Source organism: Mesorhizobium sp. M8A.F.Ca.ET.165.01.1.1 (assembly GCF_004792065.1).
Lineage (GTDB): Bacteria > Pseudomonadota > Alphaproteobacteria > Rhizobiales > Rhizobiaceae > Mesorhizobium.
The window spans coordinates 195,494-211,314 of record NZ_SRTH01000007.1; the positions used below are offsets into that span (position 1 = coordinate 195,494).

A 15,821-nucleotide genomic window follows, 5' to 3' on the forward strand; every position below is an offset into this window, starting at 1 on the left:
GAACGCGACGCCCCTTAATATGTCACAGCGCCCGGATAACGCCCCCATCCACGCGGATACTCTGCCCCGTAATATAGCCCGCCCCTTCCGACGCCAGGAAAGCGATGGTCGCGGCGATCTCCTCCGATGTGCCGTAGCGTTGCATCGGCACGTTGTCGCGGCGCTCTTCGGTCGCTGGCAGGCTGTCGATCCAGCCGGGCAGCACATTGTTCATGCGCACATTGTCCGATGCATAGGTGTTGGAAAAAATCTTGGTGTAGGCGGCAAGGCCGGCGCGGAACACGGCCGAGGTCGGGAACATCGCGTTCGGCTCGGCCACCCAGGCGGTCGAGATGTTGATGATGGCGCCGCCCTTCTGCTTGATCATCTGCGGCGCCACGATGCGCACCGGCCGGATGACGTTCATCAGGTAGACGTCCATGCCGGTGTGCCACTGCTCGTCCGTGATCTCCAGGATCGGTGCGCGCGGCCCATGGCCGCCGCTGTTGACCAGCACGTCGATGCGGCCATAGCGCTCCAGCGTCAGGTCGGCGAGGCGCTGCAGATCCTCGTTCGACTGGTTGGAGCCGGTGACACCGATGCCGCCAAGCTCCTTGGCCAGCGCCTCGCCCTTGCCCGACGAGGACAGGATGGCGACCTTGAATCCCTCCGCCGCCAGGCGCTTGGCCGCCGCCGCCCCCATGCCGCTGCCGCCGGCAACGATGACGGCTGTCTTTTCTGAGCTCATGGATTTTCCTTTTTGGGTTGGCGGGAGTCGCGGTTTCAGCGGTCCTATAGCCGGTTTCGCCAGGCAGTTCGAACCAGAAAGACTGAATCGATCTGCAAAAAACTTGGGCGGGTGGCGCTGCCCTCATTGCCCTGCCGGGCATTTCTCCCCGTATAGTGACGGGGGGAAAGAAGCCGGTCGCAACGCCGGCGCCCTTACTTGCGACGTTGGGGATTGGCGAAATCATCCGCCACAGCCCCCCTCTCCCCGTCACTTTACGGGGAGAGGATTCCGGCAGGCAGGTGAGGGGCAGCGCCGACATCAGCCAATTGCAACTGACGCGGCCAATTGCCCCCTACCCTTCCACCGTCTCCAGCACGGAGAGCAGCGTGCCTTCCATATCGGGTTCGTCGCCGGAGCAAACGCACAGCATCTCGGCGTCGCCCTCGCCCACCGACAGGTAGGCATGGCCCATGGTGGAATCGATGTAGACGCTCTCGCCCGCCTTCAGCCGCACCGGCGCGTACTGGTCGGTGTGCAGTTCGATCTCGCCCTTGAGCACGATCAGGAATTCCTCCCCAGCATGCCTGGTCAGCGGGCCGAATTCCTCCGGCGTGCGGGCGCGCGCATAGGCGTGGATCGGCACCATGCGCTTGCGCACAAGGTCGGTGGCCAGATACCGGTAGTCGTAGTTGCGGGTCAGCTGGCGCAGCGTGTTGGATTGCGAGGTTACCGACCGGCGGGTGCGCGCCGCCGGTTGCTTGCGGTCGCCGCTGAGCAGTTCCGTTACATGGATGCCGAGCCCCTCGCAGATCTGCAACAGCTTGTCGTAGCTCAGCGACATCTGGTCGTTCTCGACCTTGGACAGCGTCGACACCGCGACGCCGGTGAGAGTGCTGACCTCCTGCAAGGTCCACCCATGTCTCTTTCTCAAAGAACGCAGACAATCACCGAGGTTCGGTTGCTCCGACATTGTCAGCTCCATGGCGCGGCGGTCGGGCCGTTTGTCCGCCCTAGGTAGTCGAACTCCCGACCGCCATCAACAACACCAACAATTTTCTTATACGCTAAATATTGACTGGATACGAAATTATTTTTACGACTTGAGGATGCGGTCGAACTCTCCCGGACAGATCATCGTCATCGGTGGCGGCATTGCCGGCCTCTCGCTTGCCGCCGAGATGGCGGACTGGGCCGAAGTCACCGTCATCGAGCGCGAACCGCATCTCGGCTACCATGCCAGCGGCCGCTCCGCCGCCCTGTTCAGCGAGATCTATGGCAACCGCCTGGTGCGCGCGCTGACGCTAGCCAGCCGGCAGGCAATAGCCGACGGCGGCTTCGCCGCCCATCGGCGCGGCGCATTGCATGTCGGCTGGACGGGTGACGACGCTGCCATCGACCGGCTGGCCGGCGAATTGCAGGCGCTGGTGCCCAGCGTGCGCCGCCTGTCGGCGGCCGAGCTTCACGCGCTGGTCCCGGTCATAGCCAGGGAAGCCACCTGCGGCGGCGTTTACGAGCCGGACGCGGTGGATGTCGACACGGGCAAGATGCTGGCGGCCAGCGCCTCGGCGCTGAAAGCCGGCGGCGGCATCATCCGCACCGGCGAGGAAGTCCGCGCCATCTCGCCCGACGGCCGCGGCCTGCGGGTGGAAACGAGCGCCGGGGTCTACTCGGCCGACATCGTCGTCAACGCCGCCGGCGCCTGGGTCGATGTCGTCGCCGGCCTGGCCGGTCTTTCCGGCCTCGGCTTCCAGCCGAAACGGCGCACCGCCTTCCTGTTCGATGCGCCCGCCGGGGCGGACATATCCAACTGGCCGCTGGTGGTCGACCTGCACGAACAGTTCTATTTCAAGCCCGATGCCGGCAGGCTGATCGGCTCGCTTGCCGACGAGACCGATTCAGAGCCTTGCGACGCCTGGCCGGAAGACATCGACGTCGCCATCGCCGTCGACCGCATCGAGCAGGCAACGTCGATGCGCATCGGCCGTCCGTCGACGCCATGGGCCGGCCTGCGCACCTTCGCGCCCGACCGCACGCCTGTCGCCGGCTTCGACCCGCGCCTGCCCGGCTTCTTCTGGCTCGGCGGCCAGGGCGGCTACGGTTTTCAGGTGTCGCTGACACTGGCCAGGATGAGCGCGGCGCTGATACGCGGCGAGCCCCTGCCCGCGGATGTCGCGGCGCTCGGCGTCACCGCCGCGGCGCTGGCGCCCGACCGCTTCCTTGCCCCGGCAGCGACGCCATGAAGTTCCTTCCCTCAACCCCGAATGTGCCATCAGGAGCGTTTGCGATGAAATCCCTGCGCGCAGTGCTTGCCTCATCCCTTCTGGCCCCATCCCTTCTGGCCTCGACGCTGCTGGCCTCGTCCGTGCTTCTCGGCGGGCAGGCCTATGCCAAGACCCTGGTCTATTGCTCGGAAGCCAATCCCGAGACCTTCAACCCGGCCATCGGCATCGCCGATTCGACCATGGATGCAGCCGCCAAGACGATCTTCAACCGGCTGGTCGAGTTCAAGCCGGGCACGACGGAGGTGGGTCCGGCGTTGGCCGAAAGCTGGGATGTTTCGCCCGATGGCAAGACCTACACCTTCCATCTCAGGCACGGCGTGAAATTCCAGTCGAACGAGCATTTCACCCCGACGCGCGATTTCGACGCGGACGACGTGCTCTACACCTTCAACCGCCAGCGCGACGCCAACAATCCCTACCACAAGCTCGGCGGCGGCGCTTACGAGTACTTCAACGCGCTGGGCATGGGCACGCTGATCGACAAGATAGACAAGGTCGACGACCACACGGTGCGCTTCACGCTGACGGCTCCCAACGTCACCTTCCTGGCCGGGCTGGCGCTCGACTATCTCTCCATCCTGTCGCTGGAGCAGACGCAAAAGATGGTCGCGGCCGGCACGCCCGAACTGATCGACAGCATGCCGGTCGGCACCGGCCCGTTCGTGCTTCAGGCCTATGTTCCTGACAGCCAGGTCCGCTACGCCGCCAACAAGGATTACTGGCGCGGCGCGCCGAAGATCGACACGCTGGTCTTCGCCGTCACGCCCGAGCCGACCACCCGCGTCGAGCGCATCAAGGCCAATGAATGCCAGGTCGCCGCGCCGCCGCCGCCAAGCGCGGTCGCCGATCTGCGCGGCGACCCCGACATCACGGTGCTCGATCTCAAGGGCCAGAACATCGGCATCCTCGGCTTCAACGTCGAACACCAGCCGCTGGGCGACGTGCGCGTGCGCACGGCACTGGCCAAGGCCATCGACCGCAAGGCGATCGTCGAAGCGGTCTATGCCGGCGCCGGCACCGTAGCCGGCAGCGTCGTGCCGCCGGCGCAGCTCGGCGCCGTCACCGATGCCGGCATCGACTATGATCCCGATGGCGCCAAGAAGCTGCTGAAGGAAGCAGGCCACGAAAGCGACCTCAAGGTCAGCCTGTGGGCGATGCCGGTGTCGCGCCCCTACAACCCCAACGCCAAGCGCATGGCCGAGATGATCCAGGCCGACTGGGCGAAGGTCGGCGTGCACTCGGAGATCGTCAGCTTCGAATGGGGCGAATATCTCAAGCGCACCGCGGCGGGCGAACAGGACACGTTCCTGCTCGGCGGCAGCAGCGACAATGGCGACCCCGACAACATGCTGAGCTATCTCCTGTCCTGCGACGGCGTGAAGGGCGGCTCCAACCGCTCGCGCTGGTGCGACAAGGATTTCGAAAAACTGCTGGACGAAGGCCGCGTCGCCGCCGACCCGAAAGAACGCGCCGCGATCTACGGCAAGGCGCAGGCGATCCTCAAGGCCGACGTGCCGGTGGCGCCGATCGCCCATTCGATGGTGGCGATCCCGATCCGCAAGAGCGTGCTGAATTATGTGCTCGACCCCTTCGGCCGGCAGAATTTCGCCGCCGTCGATATGGCGGAATAGAGCGGAGCGCCGCCCTTCCCTTCTCCCCTTGTGGGAGAAGGTGGCCTCGCGAAGCGAGGTCGGATGAGGGGTGTTCCAGGGAACGCCAACGCCTCACTCCGTCACGCACCCCTCATCCGTCTCGGCGCTGCGCGCCGATCCACCTTCTCCCACAAGGGGAGAAGGAAAAAGGAAAGCGAGACATCCATGACAAAGAACCTGACCTCCCTCCTCGACCGCTACCTCGCCGATGGCGCTGTAGGCGCCTCGCTGGCCTATGCGCGAAATGGAGAGACACCAACCGCCCTCACCGCCGGTCTCGCCGACCGCGCGCATGGCACCCCTGTCGCGTCAGACCAGCTCTTCAAGATCGGCAGTTGCACCAAGACCTTCGTCGCCGCCGCCCTGGTCAAGCTCGCCGAGACCGGCAAGCTCGACCTTGGCGCGCCCATCTCCTCCTGGTTCGCGGACCTGCCCGGCGCCAAAGACATTTCGGTGCGGCAGCTGATCAACCATCGCAGCGGCCTGCCGGAATTCGAATATTACATTCCGATGGACCCGGGCCGGCAATGGACGCCGCGACAGCTGGTCGACATCGCCTTCGCCTCCGACAAGCAGAAGGCGCCGGGCGGACCCGCCGTCTACAACAACACCGGCTATGTCCTGGCCGGCATGGTGATCGAGGCCGTCACCGGCCAGCCGCTCGGCGCCTATGTCCGAAGCGCGATCCTTGAGCCGCTCGGCCTGGAGAACACCTGGTCGCCGGCGACCGAACCCTTCCCGGAAACATCGATGGTGCGCGGCTATTACCACCGGCCGCCGCCAGCGTCGAACGCGCCCACCGACATCGCCTCGGGCGGCGAGATGTGGCGCATGGACGGCGTGCTGCCCTATTCCGACGAACTGCAGGACTCTTCGGATTCCTTCCCGTTCGGCGCCGCCTATGGCTGCGGCGACATGGTGTCGACGCCATCCGACATGGTGGGCTTCATGCGGGGCCTGTTCTGCGGCAAGCTGTTGTATCAGCCCTTCTTCGCCGAGATGTTCGAACACCGCGTGCCGGCGAGTTTTCCAGGCACGCGCATGCGCGAGACGGGTGCCGGCATGTTCCAGAGCACCTATGCCGACCGCGCCTTCTATGGCCACCAGGGCAGCATTCCAGGCTATGTCGCCGTCATGCTGCACGATCCCGAGACGGACCTCACCATCGCCATGACCAGCAATGTCGGCTCCGGCAATCGCCTCTCCTTCCAGGCCAGCGGCCTGCATCCGGTCGTCGATCAGGCGATCCGCATCATTCTCGACTGACCGCGTTCAGCCGCCCTGCCCGGACGATGGATCGGGCAGGCCCGGCAGCATCTGGCTCAGCACCCGGTCGCGAAGGAAGACGTGATGGAAGATGGCGGCGGCCGCGTGCAGGCCGGCGAGCCACATGATGATATCGCCGAGCGTGCCGTGGATCTCGGTCAGCGGAGCGCCCCAGGTGCCGGAAAACGGACCGATCGCTCCCAGCCCATAGACAGTGACCGGATGGCCGCCGAACAAGGCGCCGGCCATGGCTGTCGCCGGAACCGCGAACAGCAGCGCATAGAGCGCCCAATGCGTTGCCTTGGAGGCGACCTCCATCCAGGCCGGCATGACCGGAGCATCGGGAATGCGATCGAACCGGCGCCAGATCAGGCGAATGACCAGCAGACAGAAAACGGCGAAGCCGAGCGACTCGTGCAGCAGCAGCGTCGACGCCCTGGCCGCTGAATAGACCCGCTCCGGAGGACCACCCGCGGAGACCAGGAAGGCAATGAGCACCAGCAGTGCCGTCAGCCAGTGAAATGCCTGGGCGAGGCGTCCATAGCGGGTTGTCGTACCGGATAGCGACATGCGAGAACTCCAAAGCTGTTTGACATCTCCCATCGCCCTCGAATGTGGCCTTATTTCATCTGTCCTCAAATGACATGGGTTGCCGCGGGACGGCGGTGCTGTGTTCGCCGGCGGCTGGCAAGGACCTAGCCTTGCTCCGTCCAGATCAGGCGCAGCAGGCGAAGCAGCGTTGCCCGCTCCTTGGCTGTCAGCCGATGCAGGAACCGGTCTTCGTGCCGGCGAACCTGTTGCCGCCATCCGGGCATGGCCTTGCGTGCGGCCGCTGTCAGAGTCAGCACCTGTACGCGCTTGTCGTCGGCATGGTCGTCGCGCTCGACCAGCCCCCGCCCCTCGAGTTCGGCGAGCAGCGGCGCCATGTTGGCGCTCTTCATGCCGAGCTGGCGGCAAAGTTCCGCGGCACGGATGCCGGGTTGTTCGTCGATCAGCGCCAGCATGCCGTAGGTGACCGGGCGCAGCGCCGCATCGGCCAGTTCGACCGCGAAATCACTCAAGGCCAAGGTCGAGGCACGCCTGAGATTGTAGCCTATCTGTGCGTCGAGCGCGCCTTCGACCATCGCCCCCGGCTCACCAGGATCGGGGCGCGCGCTGGGATCGGTGTGAATCTCATCCATGTTGAACCGATCGCCGCGATCAAAGTCCTTGTCAAGCAGAAAAGACTATGCGACATAGCAAATATATAGCTATGCATCATAGCAATTTCCGTGCATGTGAAATCCATGGGAGGACACTGACCATGACCGAAGAGCCCGTTGCCTTCGATGTCGAGAATGGCATCGCCTGGTTGCGATTCAACCGGCCGGACAAGCGCAATTGCATGAACCCGCCGCTCAACCGGCGCATGATGGAGGTTCTGGACGCGCTCGAATTCCGCGACGATGTCGGCGTGCTGGTGCTGTCGGGCGAAGGCAGCGCCTGGTCGGCGGGAATGGACCTCAAGGAGTATTTCCGCGAGACCGAAGCCAAGGGCCTCGGCGCCATCCGCAAGGCGCAGTCCGAAGCCTATGGCTGGTGGCGGCGCCTGCGCTGGTATGGCAAGCCGACCATCGCCATGGTCAATGGCTGGTGCTTCGGCGGCGGCTACGGCCCGCTCTTCGCCTGCGACCTCGCTTTCGCAGCCGACGAGGCGCAATTCGCTTTGTCCGAGATCAACTGGGGCATCCTGCCCGGCGGCGGCGCCACCAAGGTGGTGGTCGATCTCCTGTCGATGCGCGACGCCATGTATCACGCGCTGACCGGCGAACTCATCGACGGCAGGACGGCCGCCGCCTGGAAGCTGGTCAATGAAAGCCTGCCGCTGGCCGATCTGAAGACGCGTGTCACCGAGGTCGCGAACGTTCTTTTGAAGAAGAACCCGATTGCCCTGAAGGCGACCAAGGATGCCATCCGCCGTGTCGCCGAGATGACCTACGACAATGCCGAGGACTATCTCGTGCGGGCGCAGGAAGCGGCCAACTTCCATGACAATGACAGCCGCAAGGAAGGCATCCGCCAGTTCATCGACGAGAAGAGCTACAAACCGGGTCTTGGCGCCTACGACAAGGCCAGATGACGCTATAAACCATCGACGCAATCTGGGAGGAGATGCGAATGCCGGCCTGGACGACATCGGATCCCGTGGCCCTGCATGCCGGGACGCAGCCGGATCGTCTTGCCTGCGTCGACCTGGCATCCGGCCGGCGCTGGACTTATGCGGCGCTCGACCGGGCCATCCAGCGCGCCGTCGGCGTCCTCGAAACCGCCTGGGGCCTCGAACAGGGGCAGCGGATCGCCTCGCTTGCCCGCAACAGCGCCGACCTGCTTATCCTGCAGCAGGCCGCGATGCGGCTCGGCGCCGTCTTCGTGCCGCTCAACTGGCGCCTCGCCGGCGCCGAACGGCAGGCGATCCTGGCCGATTGCGGCCCGGTGTTGCTGCTGCATGACGCGCCACTCGAAATGACATTGCCGGTAGGCTGCCTGTCGGTCGAAGTCGCGGCCTTCGCAAGGGCGATCGAGGCCCAGGCACCGGCGCCGCGCCGTCCCTTGCCGGACAGCGATGCGGCGTCGATCATCCTCTACACGTCGGGCACCTCGGGCCGGCCGAAAGGCGTCGTCGTCACGGAACGCAACGCGTTGGCGACCGCGGTCAATTTCGGCGTGCTGGGGCGCGTCGGCAATGCCAGCGTCTTCCTCTGCGATGCCCCGATGTTCCACGTCATCGGTCTCGTCACCAGCCTGCGCCCGCCGCTGCTGCAAGGCGGCACGGTGCTGATCTCGCCCGGCTTCGATGCCGCTGCCACCAACCGCCGCCTGGCCGACCCCACGCTTGGCGTCACCCATTATTTCTGCGTGCCGCAGATGGCCAGGATGCTGCGTGAGCACTCCGACTTTGCCCCGGCGCGCTGGACCTCGCTCACCGCCATCTTCACCGGCGGCGCACCCAACCCGGCCGCCGAAATCAACTGGTGGCTGACGCAAGGCATCCGCATGGTCGATGGCTTCGGCATGACGGAAGCCGGCACCGTGCTTGGCATGCCGGTCGAGGCCGAACGGATCGCCCGCAAGGCCGGCTCGGCCGGCCTGCCGGCGCCGACGATCGGCCTGCGCATTGTCGACGACGACGGCCAGGACGTCGCCGCCGGTGAACCGGGCGAGATATGGCTGTCCGGCCCCTCGATCACGCCGGGCTACTGGAACCGGCCGGAAGAGACGGCGCGCGCCTTCACCAGCGATGGCTGGTTCCGCACCGGCGACATCGCGCGGCGCGATGACGAAGGCTTCGTCACCCTCGTAGACCGCCGCAAGGACATGTTCATCTCCGGTGGTGAGAACGTCTATCCCATGGAAATCGAGATGGTGCTGCTCGACCATCCCGATATCGCCGAAGCTGCCGTGATCGGCGTCGCCGACGAGCGCTGGGGCGAAGTCGGCCGCGCCTTCGTCGTGGTCAAATCCGGTCGGGTCCTGGATCCGGCCGCTCTGGCAAGTCACTGCGCCGCCCACATCGCCCGTTACAAGGTGCCGAAGGAGTTCTTGCCCGCCGAGGCGCTGCCGCGCACCGCGTCCGGCAAGATCCAGAAACACGTTTTGCGTGCGTGGACTGCACCAGACGGCCAGCAAGTCTGAGGCGGGCCGCGGTTCAGCTTAACTCGTGGAGCGGAAGATTGCGGCGGCCGCGGCCACGATCTGCGCATTGTCCTTCGCCACCGTTCCGTCGGTCAGCGTCTTGCCGTCCTCCAGCCCGACCCGTGTCGACCAGCGCTTTTGCCGCGCAAGCTCCACGAACGGCCAGGCAGTGCCGTCGACGCCGTGCAGCAGGATCTGCCGCCGCACGCCGGCGCGCTCGAGCACGGCGGCGATGCCGTGCGCCTCATCGAGGGCCGTGGGCAGGTCCGGTATGTCGATCTCGATCAGGATGCGCAGCACGCGGCCATGATCGGCCAGCGCCACGAAGCGCTCGGCATCTTCCGTGGTGGCAAGCCCCGCCTCGATGCCGACGCCCTGCCTGCGCAACAACTCCATCACGGCGGGTGCGTCGGCTTCCGAGAGATTGACCGAGGCATAGTCGGGCAGTTCGCGCCAGGCCGCGATCGCCGCGCGGGTCCGCGCCACATCGTTCTCGATCCAGGCGCCGGTCGATACGCCTATCAATGTGCCCGGACAGGCCTGGCGCACGGCAAGGACCGTCATATCCACCGCCGCCAGGCTTTCGCGCCCGTCGGCGCCCCGCGGATGGATGTGCAGTTCGGCCGCACCCGCGGCAACGCAGGCCGCCGCATCGCCGGCCATCGCTTGCGCCGTCAGCGGCAGGCTGGGATGGAAATCGCGCGGACGCGCGCCGTTGATGCAGGCCTGGACGATCATCGATTTCACCTCGGACAAAAGAGCGCAGTCTAGCCGCGCCGCCACACCGCGCAAAGCCGCGGCGCCGCCACTCCTGACACGGCGGCGCCATCGCCGCGCGGTATTTGCCAGCATTTGAATAAAAGGCGCCTGTGGATATTTACCCCACCTTGCGCCAGGCCAGCCAAAATACATTAGGGCGGGATCATGGAGGGAACCATTGACCAGCGATTTTTCAGCCGCCCGGCTCCATCTCGAACGCGCCTACCACTATCTGCGCGGCAATGACGAGACGAGCCGTTTGACTTGCGAGGCCCTCGACCTGTTGATCGAGACCGTGGCGGAAGCACAGCACAGGAAGCCGGAACCGGGGGTACTGGAATTTTCGCGAGTGGCGGCGCGCCGGCTCGGCTGAACAGAACGCGTCGCGCTGAACGGATTCAGTCTGCGCATCAAGTCTTCGTCTTCACGCATGTCGCTATCCAGGTCGCTTTTGGAGCGACATGCGTTTTGTCCATCAGGACGCCATGCGTCTCGATGCGCCGCCGGCCATTCGCGCCGCGCGCGCCACGATCCGCTCCAGCGGTTCGGGCCGGTGCAGCAGAAAACCCTGGCCGAACTCGACGCCCATGTCATCCAGCATGGCCACCGTGTCCTGCCGCTCGATCTTCTCGGCGACGACTGCGCAACCGAGGCTGCGGGCAATGCTGGTGATGGCCAGCACGATCTCGCGGTCGAAGCGGCTTTCCGTGACGTGCTCGATGAAGGAGCCGTCGATCTTGATGGCATCGACCGGAAAGCGCCTGAGATATTCGAACGAGCTCATGCCGGCGCCGAAATCGTCGAGGCTGACCCTGCAGTGCCGCTCGCGCGCCTTGCGCACGAAGGTTTCGGCGGCATCGAAATTGGTGACGGCGGCGGTTTCGGTGATTTCGAAGCCGATGCCCGAATGCGGCGCCCCGGTTTCCTCGATGATGCTGTCGACGAAGTCCCATAGTCCCGGATCGCTCAGCGTCTGCGCCGACAGGTTGAAGCCGAGCGTGATCGCGCCGGATTTCATCGCCGCGCCGTGCCGCGACAGCGCGGTGCGGATGATCCAGCGATCGAGCCGCGCGGCAATGCCGAAGCGCTCCGCCGCCGGTATGAACTCGCCGGGCGGGATCAGCCGACCGTCCTTTCCGGCAAGCCGCGCCAGCACCTCGACATGGCGGGTCTCTTCCCAGGGCCTGCCCAGCCGGTGGATCTCCTGGCCGAACAGCTTCAGCCTGCCGTCCTCCATGGCGTCCACCGTGTCGGCGGCGAGCCGTGCCGCGTTGAGGCCGCCCGAGCCGGAGACGGCATCGGTCGAAAACAGCGCGAAGCGATCGCGCCCGGCGGCCTTGGCCGCGTAGCAGGCATCGTCGGCGCAGGCCAGCGCGTCGGCAACCGTGGTGACGCGGTCGCGGACGATGGCAATGCCGATGCTGGCAGCCAGCCGGCGTGAGGTCGCGGCAACGCCGAGATCGGCGTCGCGCACGGCCGCCAGGATGGCGCCCGCCAGCCGCTCGGCCTGCACGGCGTCGCAATCGGGCACCATCAGCGCGAACTCGTCGCCGCCGAGCCGCGCCGCATGCGCCGATGGCGGCAGGCAGCGGCCAATGCCCGCTGCGACGCTCTTCAGCGCCAGATCGCCGGCGGCATGGCCGGCGAAATCGTTGAGCGCCTTGAAGTAGTCGAGGTCGATGTAGAACACCGCGAGCGGCACGCCCGTGGCGATATGGTCGGCGAGCAGCCTGTCGAAGGCGGCGCGGTTCCACAAGCCGGTCAGCGCGTCATGGCGGGCGGCGAAGGCAAGCTCCTGTTCGCGCAGCTTGTCCTCGGTGATGTCGCGCACCGTGCCGAGAACCAGGCCGGCCGCGCCCGCCGCGGCAACGAAGCGCACCAGCGACTCGACATGGCGGATGGCGCCGTCGCGCCTGATGATGCGGTATTGCGAGGCGGTAACCTTGTCCGAGCCGGGCGTCGGCAAATGCGCCTGCTCGGTGGCTTCCTTGTCGTCGGGATGCAGATAGGTATGCCAGAGGCCGCCCGACACTTCGTCGGTGTCGGCAACGAGGCCGAATATGTCCCGCGTGCGGGCGTCCCAATAGCTCTTGTTGGTGGCCATGTCATAGTGCCAGATACCGGTGCCGCTGGCGGCGAGCGCCAGGCGGAAGCGCACATTGACCTGTTCGAGCGCGGCCTCGGCCGCCTTCTGCTTCGAGATGTCGGTCTGCACGCCCATCAGCCTGAGCGGCTTGCCGTCGGCGTCGCGCTCGACGATGCCGCCGCGGTCGAGCACCCATATCCAATGGCCCTGTTTGTGCTTGAGCCTGAGTTCGGTTTCGATGGCGTCGGTCAGCCCGGCAATGTGGCGGTCGCCGCTGGCCAGCGCCCGCTCGCGGTCGTCGGGATGGGTCAGTTGCAGCCACAGGTCGCTGGTGTTGGCGAGTTCATCCTCGCCGTAACCCAGCATTCGCGCCCAGGTCGCCGAATAGAAGCTGTCGCCGGTGCGAAGATTCCAGTCCCAGACGCCAAGATGGGCGCTCTCCAGGGCCTTGGCCCAGAACGCTCCGTTGCGATTTTTCCTGCCCTGCCGCGCCATCGTCCGTTTCGCCTGCCCCATCCCGCGGGGCAATCTGCGGCAAAACCAGAGAAGAAAGCGTTACTTGTCGCGCAAGGCGGCGGAGGTGCGCCGCCATCACCGGCCGTTGCTGCTCTGCGCCTTTCGATTGGCCGGCAAGATCCGGAGTTTTGCGCGCGTCCGATTGTCCTAGGGATGGCTGGGGATCATCGACACAGGTGATCTCCAAACCAGACAAGAAGAGGACCTCCCTATGACCAAGCAGGAAGACAACAAGGCCGTCGTCGTCAGATGGTTCACCGACTTCTGGGGTGAAACCTGCGACCTCTCAGTCGTCGACGCCGTCGCCGCGCCCGACATGCTGCTGAAATATTCACTGCACGAGCCGCGCCGCGGTCGCGACGACATCAAGGCCTTCATGACCGATTTCCGTGCCGCCTTCCCGGATCTCAACTTCTGGGCGACCGCCGATCTCATCGCCGAGGGCGACTATGTCGTCGGCCAGTGGGAGGGCGGCGGCACGCATACCGGCCCGGCCTTCAGCGATTTCCTCACCGGTTCGCTGCCCGCCGCCACCGGCCGCACCATGCGGTTCACCGGCACCACGGTGCTGAAGGTGATCGACGGCAGGATCGTCGAGGAAATCGGCCTCGACGACGGCGTCGCCGCCCTCACCCAGCTCGGCCTGATCAAGGCCGCCTGAGAAACTTCCCGCCAATTCGAGGCTTCGGCCAGGCGGCATTGGCGCCGCCTGGCCGTGCCGGTTACTGGCTCGCCATCACGTGCTCGCATGACACTTTCGGGTTCATGTCGGCGAAGGTGCCGGTCGGGTTGCCTTTCCAGGCCCAGACATGCAGTTCGTAGAATTCACCCAGGCCATAGCGGTTGGGCGCGCTGTTGAAGTTGAACAGCTGTCCCTCGAGCGACGCCGGCCCCTTCGAGGTGATGTATTCGACCGCCACCAGCTTCAGCGTGCCGTCGGCCATCGGCTCGTACATCACCGCTTCGGGACGGGCGATATCGATCCTGTCGTCCTTCAGATACCCGCCATTGACATAGTGGATGCCCATGGCGCCGCCGGTGATGCCGCTGGCGCAGGGAATGGGCGCATAGCCTTCCGCCGTCGCGGCGTTGACGTCGAGAAACCGGCTGTTGGCTGCCCGCACCTTTTCGGCCAGCGGATTGGCGTCCGGCGCGCCCGCCGCCTCCTGATGCGCCTGTGCGAAGGTCGTGCAGACAGCCAGCACGGCCCCCGCCATGAGAAGCCCGCTGCGAAAGTTTGACTTCATATCCATTCCATTCCTGTTGAAAAAGCACGGCTGGCCGGCCGCCGGCAATACGGCGGCGCGACAGGCAAGCGCCGTGGCTGTTGTTGCGTGGAGATCCCGAAAACGCGGCGAATGCCGGTCATCCCTTCGGCAGGTACGGGATCGTTCCGGCCAGATCGGTGTCGTCGATCAGCTGGAAACGGCTGTCGCTGCCGTCCTGGCGGGCCGAAACGAAAGGCGCATAGGCCGGATCGCTGGTGAAGGCGCGCGCCGCGGCTTCCGACGGGAACGCCATCAGGGCGATCAGCGTCGTGTCGAGCGGCATGCCTTCGAGCGTCGTCACATTGCCGCTTCGCGACAGATATTTGCCGCCGTGCTTGTGGACGAGGTCGTGCACCGAGGCGGCGTAAGCCGGGACCCACTTCGGGTCCTTCATCTTGATGTCCGCGATAACGTAAGCAGTCATTGTGGTCTCCTGGTTGCGGCGCACAGGGGTATCCCGTGAACCGGCCAAAGGGCTCGCATGGCAGGGCCAGCGCCAGCCAGTCCGCGATCTGTACTGGGCCGGTACAGTTTCTGTACTCGCCGCTTCAATCACGAAGGACTAATGTTGGCCGCAGGTTCGAGGGAGAGGCACAGTCATGACCCAGCACGGATACAAACAGTTCTGCCCGCTATCGATGGCCACCGAGGTGCTGTGCACCCGCTGGACGATGGTGCTGATGCGCGAGCTCGTGGCGGGGTCGACCCGCTTCAACGACCTGCGCCGCGGCGTGCCGAAAATGTCGCCGACCCTTCTGTCGCAACGGCTGAAGGAGCTTGAGCTGGCGGGGATCGTCGAGCGCAAGGAGGTCCAGGGAGAAAAAGGGATTTTCGACTACCGGCTGACCGAGGCCGGCCGCGATCTGCGCCCGGTCGTCGAGGCGATGGGGTTCTGGGGCCAGAAATGGGTCGAGTCCCGGCTGTCGCTGAAGAATCTCGATCCGTCGCTGCTGATGTGGGACATGCGGCGCAATTTGAACCCTTCGCCGCTGCCGGAAGGACGGACGGTGATACAATTTCTGTATCAGGAACTGCCCGCCTCCAAACGCTCCTGGTGGCTGATCGTCGAAAAGCACGGCGAGGTCGACCTGTGCTGGTACGATCCGGGCTTCGACGTCGACCTCTATGTCTCGACCGACCTGCACACGATGACGGCAATCTGGATGGGATTGCTCACCGTCGAGAAGGCCGGCGCGAAGGTCGTCCTGACCGGCGACCAGGCCATCGGCAGGCAGATGCAGACCTGGCTCGGCCTCAGTCCGTTCGCGGTCGAACCCAAGCGCGCGGCTTAGGAGAACCGGTTCATGCCGCCCCCAAAACGCACATCGAGTTTGGGCGGCATGCCACGAAAACAAGGACTTACAGCGAGTCTTTGAGTCCGGCTGGATGCGACCCGTCAACGGGATCGGATGCTCCAATCAGGTAGTGCTTGTTCTCATAAGCCTCGATCAGAGTTGCGAGAACGTCGAAGCGATCACCGTCGAGAGAGCCGATCTCCGGCTCATTCTCGAAGTACTTGGTGATTTCGGCGATCGCCCAATCATAATCGGCTTCGGTCTTAATGGGTCGAATGTTTTCCATCACACCTTCTCCGGGGCGATCTTGTCATAT

Annotated in this window: 17 protein-coding genes; 8 read left to right on the forward strand and 9 right to left on the reverse strand. The window is 65.3% G+C overall.

Annotation, left to right across the window (positions count from 1 at the left end; all coding sequences use genetic code 11):
- Positions 1 to 22 precede the first annotated feature (22 nt).
- Together EN808_RS20520 and EN808_RS20525 are read right to left on the reverse strand one after the other, a co-directional pair.
- Complete coding sequence (locus EN808_RS20520; RefSeq protein ID WP_135916737.1) at positions 23 to 727, reverse strand: SDR family oxidoreductase; 705 nt, start codon at positions 725 to 727, stop codon at positions 23 to 25.
- Between the two features lie 334 nt (positions 728 to 1,061).
- Positions 1,062 to 1,679, reverse strand: a complete 618-nt coding sequence (locus tag EN808_RS20525; RefSeq protein ID WP_135916738.1) for an XRE family transcriptional regulator — start codon at positions 1,677 to 1,679, stop codon at positions 1,062 to 1,064.
- Between the two features lie 136 nt (positions 1,680 to 1,815).
- Here EN808_RS20525 and EN808_RS20530 point away from each other — a divergent pair, with 136 nt between their 5' ends.
- The 3 genes from EN808_RS20530 to EN808_RS20540 all read left to right on the forward strand — a co-directional run bounded on the left by EN808_RS20530 (position 1,816) and on the right by EN808_RS20540 (position 5,909).
- The gene (locus EN808_RS20530) at positions 1,816 to 2,949 is read left to right on the forward strand and encodes an FAD-binding oxidoreductase (RefSeq protein WP_135916739.1); all 1,134 of its coding nucleotides are present in this window, start codon (positions 1,816 to 1,818) and stop codon (positions 2,947 to 2,949) included.
- Positions 2,950 to 2,993: 44 nt separating this feature from the next.
- Complete coding sequence (locus tag EN808_RS20535; protein ID WP_135916740.1) at positions 2,994 to 4,622, forward strand: ABC transporter substrate-binding protein; 1,629 nt, start codon at positions 2,994 to 2,996, stop codon at positions 4,620 to 4,622.
- Positions 4,623 to 4,808: 186 nt separating this feature from the next.
- The gene (locus EN808_RS20540) at positions 4,809 to 5,909 is read left to right on the forward strand and encodes a serine hydrolase domain-containing protein (RefSeq protein ID WP_135916741.1); all 1,101 of its coding nucleotides are present in this window, start codon (positions 4,809 to 4,811) and stop codon (positions 5,907 to 5,909) included.
- Between the two features lie 6 nt (positions 5,910 to 5,915).
- Here the strand turns inward: EN808_RS20540 and EN808_RS20545 are convergent, their stop codons facing one another.
- Positions 5,916 to 6,479: a cytochrome b gene (locus EN808_RS20545; RefSeq protein ID WP_135916742.1), complete on the reverse strand. Its 564-nt coding sequence runs from the start codon at positions 6,477 to 6,479 to the stop codon at positions 5,916 to 5,918.
- Positions 6,480 to 6,604: 125 nt separating this feature from the next.
- Positions 6,605 to 7,090 (reverse strand): MarR family transcriptional regulator, encoded by a 486-nt coding sequence (locus EN808_RS20550; RefSeq protein WP_245525106.1) that lies wholly within the window; start codon positions 7,088 to 7,090, stop codon positions 6,605 to 6,607.
- 122 nt (positions 7,091 to 7,212) lie between these two features.
- Here EN808_RS20550 and EN808_RS20555 point away from each other — a divergent pair, with 122 nt between their 5' ends.
- Both EN808_RS20555 and EN808_RS20560 read left to right on the forward strand, forming a co-directional pair.
- Positions 7,213 to 8,028, forward strand: coding sequence for a p-hydroxycinnamoyl CoA hydratase/lyase (locus EN808_RS20555; protein ID WP_135916743.1), 816 nt, complete (start codon positions 7,213 to 7,215; stop codon positions 8,026 to 8,028).
- A 38-nt stretch (positions 8,029 to 8,066) separates the two neighbouring features.
- A complete protein-coding gene (locus EN808_RS20560; RefSeq protein WP_245525107.1) occupies positions 8,067 to 9,581 on the forward strand; it encodes an AMP-binding protein in 1,515 nt (504 codons plus the stop codon).
- A gap of 18 nt (positions 9,582 to 9,599) precedes the next feature.
- On the opposite strand, the gene EN808_RS20565 is transcribed toward EN808_RS20560, so the two are convergent.
- Positions 9,600 to 10,319, reverse strand: coding sequence for a 3-keto-5-aminohexanoate cleavage protein (locus EN808_RS20565; RefSeq protein ID WP_135916806.1), 720 nt, complete (start codon positions 10,317 to 10,319; stop codon positions 9,600 to 9,602).
- Positions 10,320 to 10,518: 199 nt separating this feature from the next.
- Between EN808_RS20565 and EN808_RS20570 the strand changes: the two genes are divergently transcribed.
- Entirely contained in the window at positions 10,519 to 10,713 is a 195-nt protein-coding gene (locus EN808_RS20570; protein WP_189524142.1) for a hypothetical protein, read from the forward strand.
- 102 nt (positions 10,714 to 10,815) lie between these two features.
- Here the strand turns inward: EN808_RS20570 and EN808_RS20575 are convergent, their stop codons facing one another.
- Positions 10,816 to 12,921 (reverse strand): EAL domain-containing protein, encoded by a 2,106-nt coding sequence (locus EN808_RS20575; protein ID WP_135916746.1) that lies wholly within the window; start codon positions 12,919 to 12,921, stop codon positions 10,816 to 10,818.
- Positions 12,922 to 13,153: 232 nt separating this feature from the next.
- Here EN808_RS20575 and EN808_RS20580 point away from each other — a divergent pair, with 232 nt between their 5' ends.
- Positions 13,154 to 13,603, forward strand: a complete 450-nt coding sequence (locus EN808_RS20580) for an ester cyclase (protein ID WP_127870364.1) — start codon at positions 13,154 to 13,156, stop codon at positions 13,601 to 13,603.
- 61 nt (positions 13,604 to 13,664) lie between these two features.
- On the opposite strand, the gene EN808_RS20585 is transcribed toward EN808_RS20580, so the two are convergent.
- Positions 13,665 to 14,195, reverse strand: coding sequence for a hypothetical protein (locus tag EN808_RS20585; protein ID WP_189524143.1), 531 nt, complete (start codon positions 14,193 to 14,195; stop codon positions 13,665 to 13,667).
- 112 nt (positions 14,196 to 14,307) lie between these two features.
- Complete coding sequence (locus EN808_RS20590) at positions 14,308 to 14,634, reverse strand: DUF1330 domain-containing protein (RefSeq protein ID WP_127279716.1); 327 nt, start codon at positions 14,632 to 14,634, stop codon at positions 14,308 to 14,310.
- Between the two features lie 175 nt (positions 14,635 to 14,809).
- Here EN808_RS20590 and EN808_RS20595 point away from each other — a divergent pair, with 175 nt between their 5' ends.
- Positions 14,810 to 15,502, forward strand: a complete 693-nt coding sequence (locus tag EN808_RS20595) for a helix-turn-helix domain-containing protein (RefSeq protein WP_135916747.1) — start codon at positions 14,810 to 14,812, stop codon at positions 15,500 to 15,502.
- A gap of 67 nt (positions 15,503 to 15,569) precedes the next feature.
- Here EN808_RS20595 and EN808_RS20600 read toward each other — a convergent pair whose 3' ends face one another.
- Positions 15,570 to 15,791: a transcriptional regulator gene (locus EN808_RS20600; protein ID WP_135916748.1), complete on the reverse strand. Its 222-nt coding sequence runs from the start codon at positions 15,789 to 15,791 to the stop codon at positions 15,570 to 15,572.
- Positions 15,792 to 15,821: the final 30 nt, after the last annotated feature.

What these genes read in the sequence shown, in the direction of transcription:
- EN808_RS20520 (WP_135916737.1), bottom strand. Translation starts at nt 727, where the DNA reads ATGAGCTCAGAAAAGACAGCCGTCATCGTTGCCGGCGGCAGCGGCATG.
- EN808_RS20525 (WP_135916738.1), bottom strand. Translation starts at nt 1,679, where the DNA reads ATGTCGGAGCAACCGAACCTCGGTGATTGTCTGCGTTCTTTGAGAAAG.
- EN808_RS20530 (WP_135916739.1), top strand. Translation starts at nt 1,816, where the DNA reads ATGCGGTCGAACTCTCCCGGACAGATCATCGTCATCGGTGGCGGCATT.
- EN808_RS20535 (WP_135916740.1), top strand. Translation starts at nt 2,994, where the DNA reads ATGAAATCCCTGCGCGCAGTGCTTGCCTCATCCCTTCTGGCCCCATCC.
- EN808_RS20540 (WP_135916741.1), top strand. Translation starts at nt 4,809, where the DNA reads ATGACAAAGAACCTGACCTCCCTCCTCGACCGCTACCTCGCCGATGGC.
- EN808_RS20545 (WP_135916742.1), bottom strand. Translation starts at nt 6,479, where the DNA reads ATGTCGCTATCCGGTACGACAACCCGCTATGGACGCCTCGCCCAGGCA.
- EN808_RS20550 (WP_245525106.1), bottom strand. Translation starts at nt 7,090, where the DNA reads ATGGATGAGATTCACACCGATCCCAGCGCGCGCCCCGATCCTGGTGAG.
- EN808_RS20555 (WP_135916743.1), top strand. Translation starts at nt 7,213, where the DNA reads ATGACCGAAGAGCCCGTTGCCTTCGATGTCGAGAATGGCATCGCCTGG.
- EN808_RS20560 (WP_245525107.1), top strand. Translation starts at nt 8,067, where the DNA reads ATGCCGGCCTGGACGACATCGGATCCCGTGGCCCTGCATGCCGGGACG.
- EN808_RS20565 (WP_135916806.1), bottom strand. Translation starts at nt 10,319, where the DNA reads ATGATCGTCCAGGCCTGCATCAACGGCGCGCGTCCGCGCGATTTCCAT.
- EN808_RS20575 (WP_135916746.1), bottom strand. Translation starts at nt 12,921, where the DNA reads ATGGCGCGGCAGGGCAGGAAAAATCGCAACGGAGCGTTCTGGGCCAAG.
- EN808_RS20580 (WP_127870364.1), top strand. Translation starts at nt 13,154, where the DNA reads ATGACCAAGCAGGAAGACAACAAGGCCGTCGTCGTCAGATGGTTCACC.
- EN808_RS20585 (WP_189524143.1), bottom strand. Translation starts at nt 14,195, where the DNA reads ATGGATATGAAGTCAAACTTTCGCAGCGGGCTTCTCATGGCGGGGGCC.
- EN808_RS20590 (WP_127279716.1), bottom strand. Translation starts at nt 14,634, where the DNA reads ATGACTGCTTACGTTATCGCGGACATCAAGATGAAGGACCCGAAGTGG.
- EN808_RS20595 (WP_135916747.1), top strand. Translation starts at nt 14,810, where the DNA reads ATGACCCAGCACGGATACAAACAGTTCTGCCCGCTATCGATGGCCACC.
- EN808_RS20600 (WP_135916748.1), bottom strand. Translation starts at nt 15,791, where the DNA reads ATGGAAAACATTCGACCCATTAAGACCGAAGCCGATTATGATTGGGCG.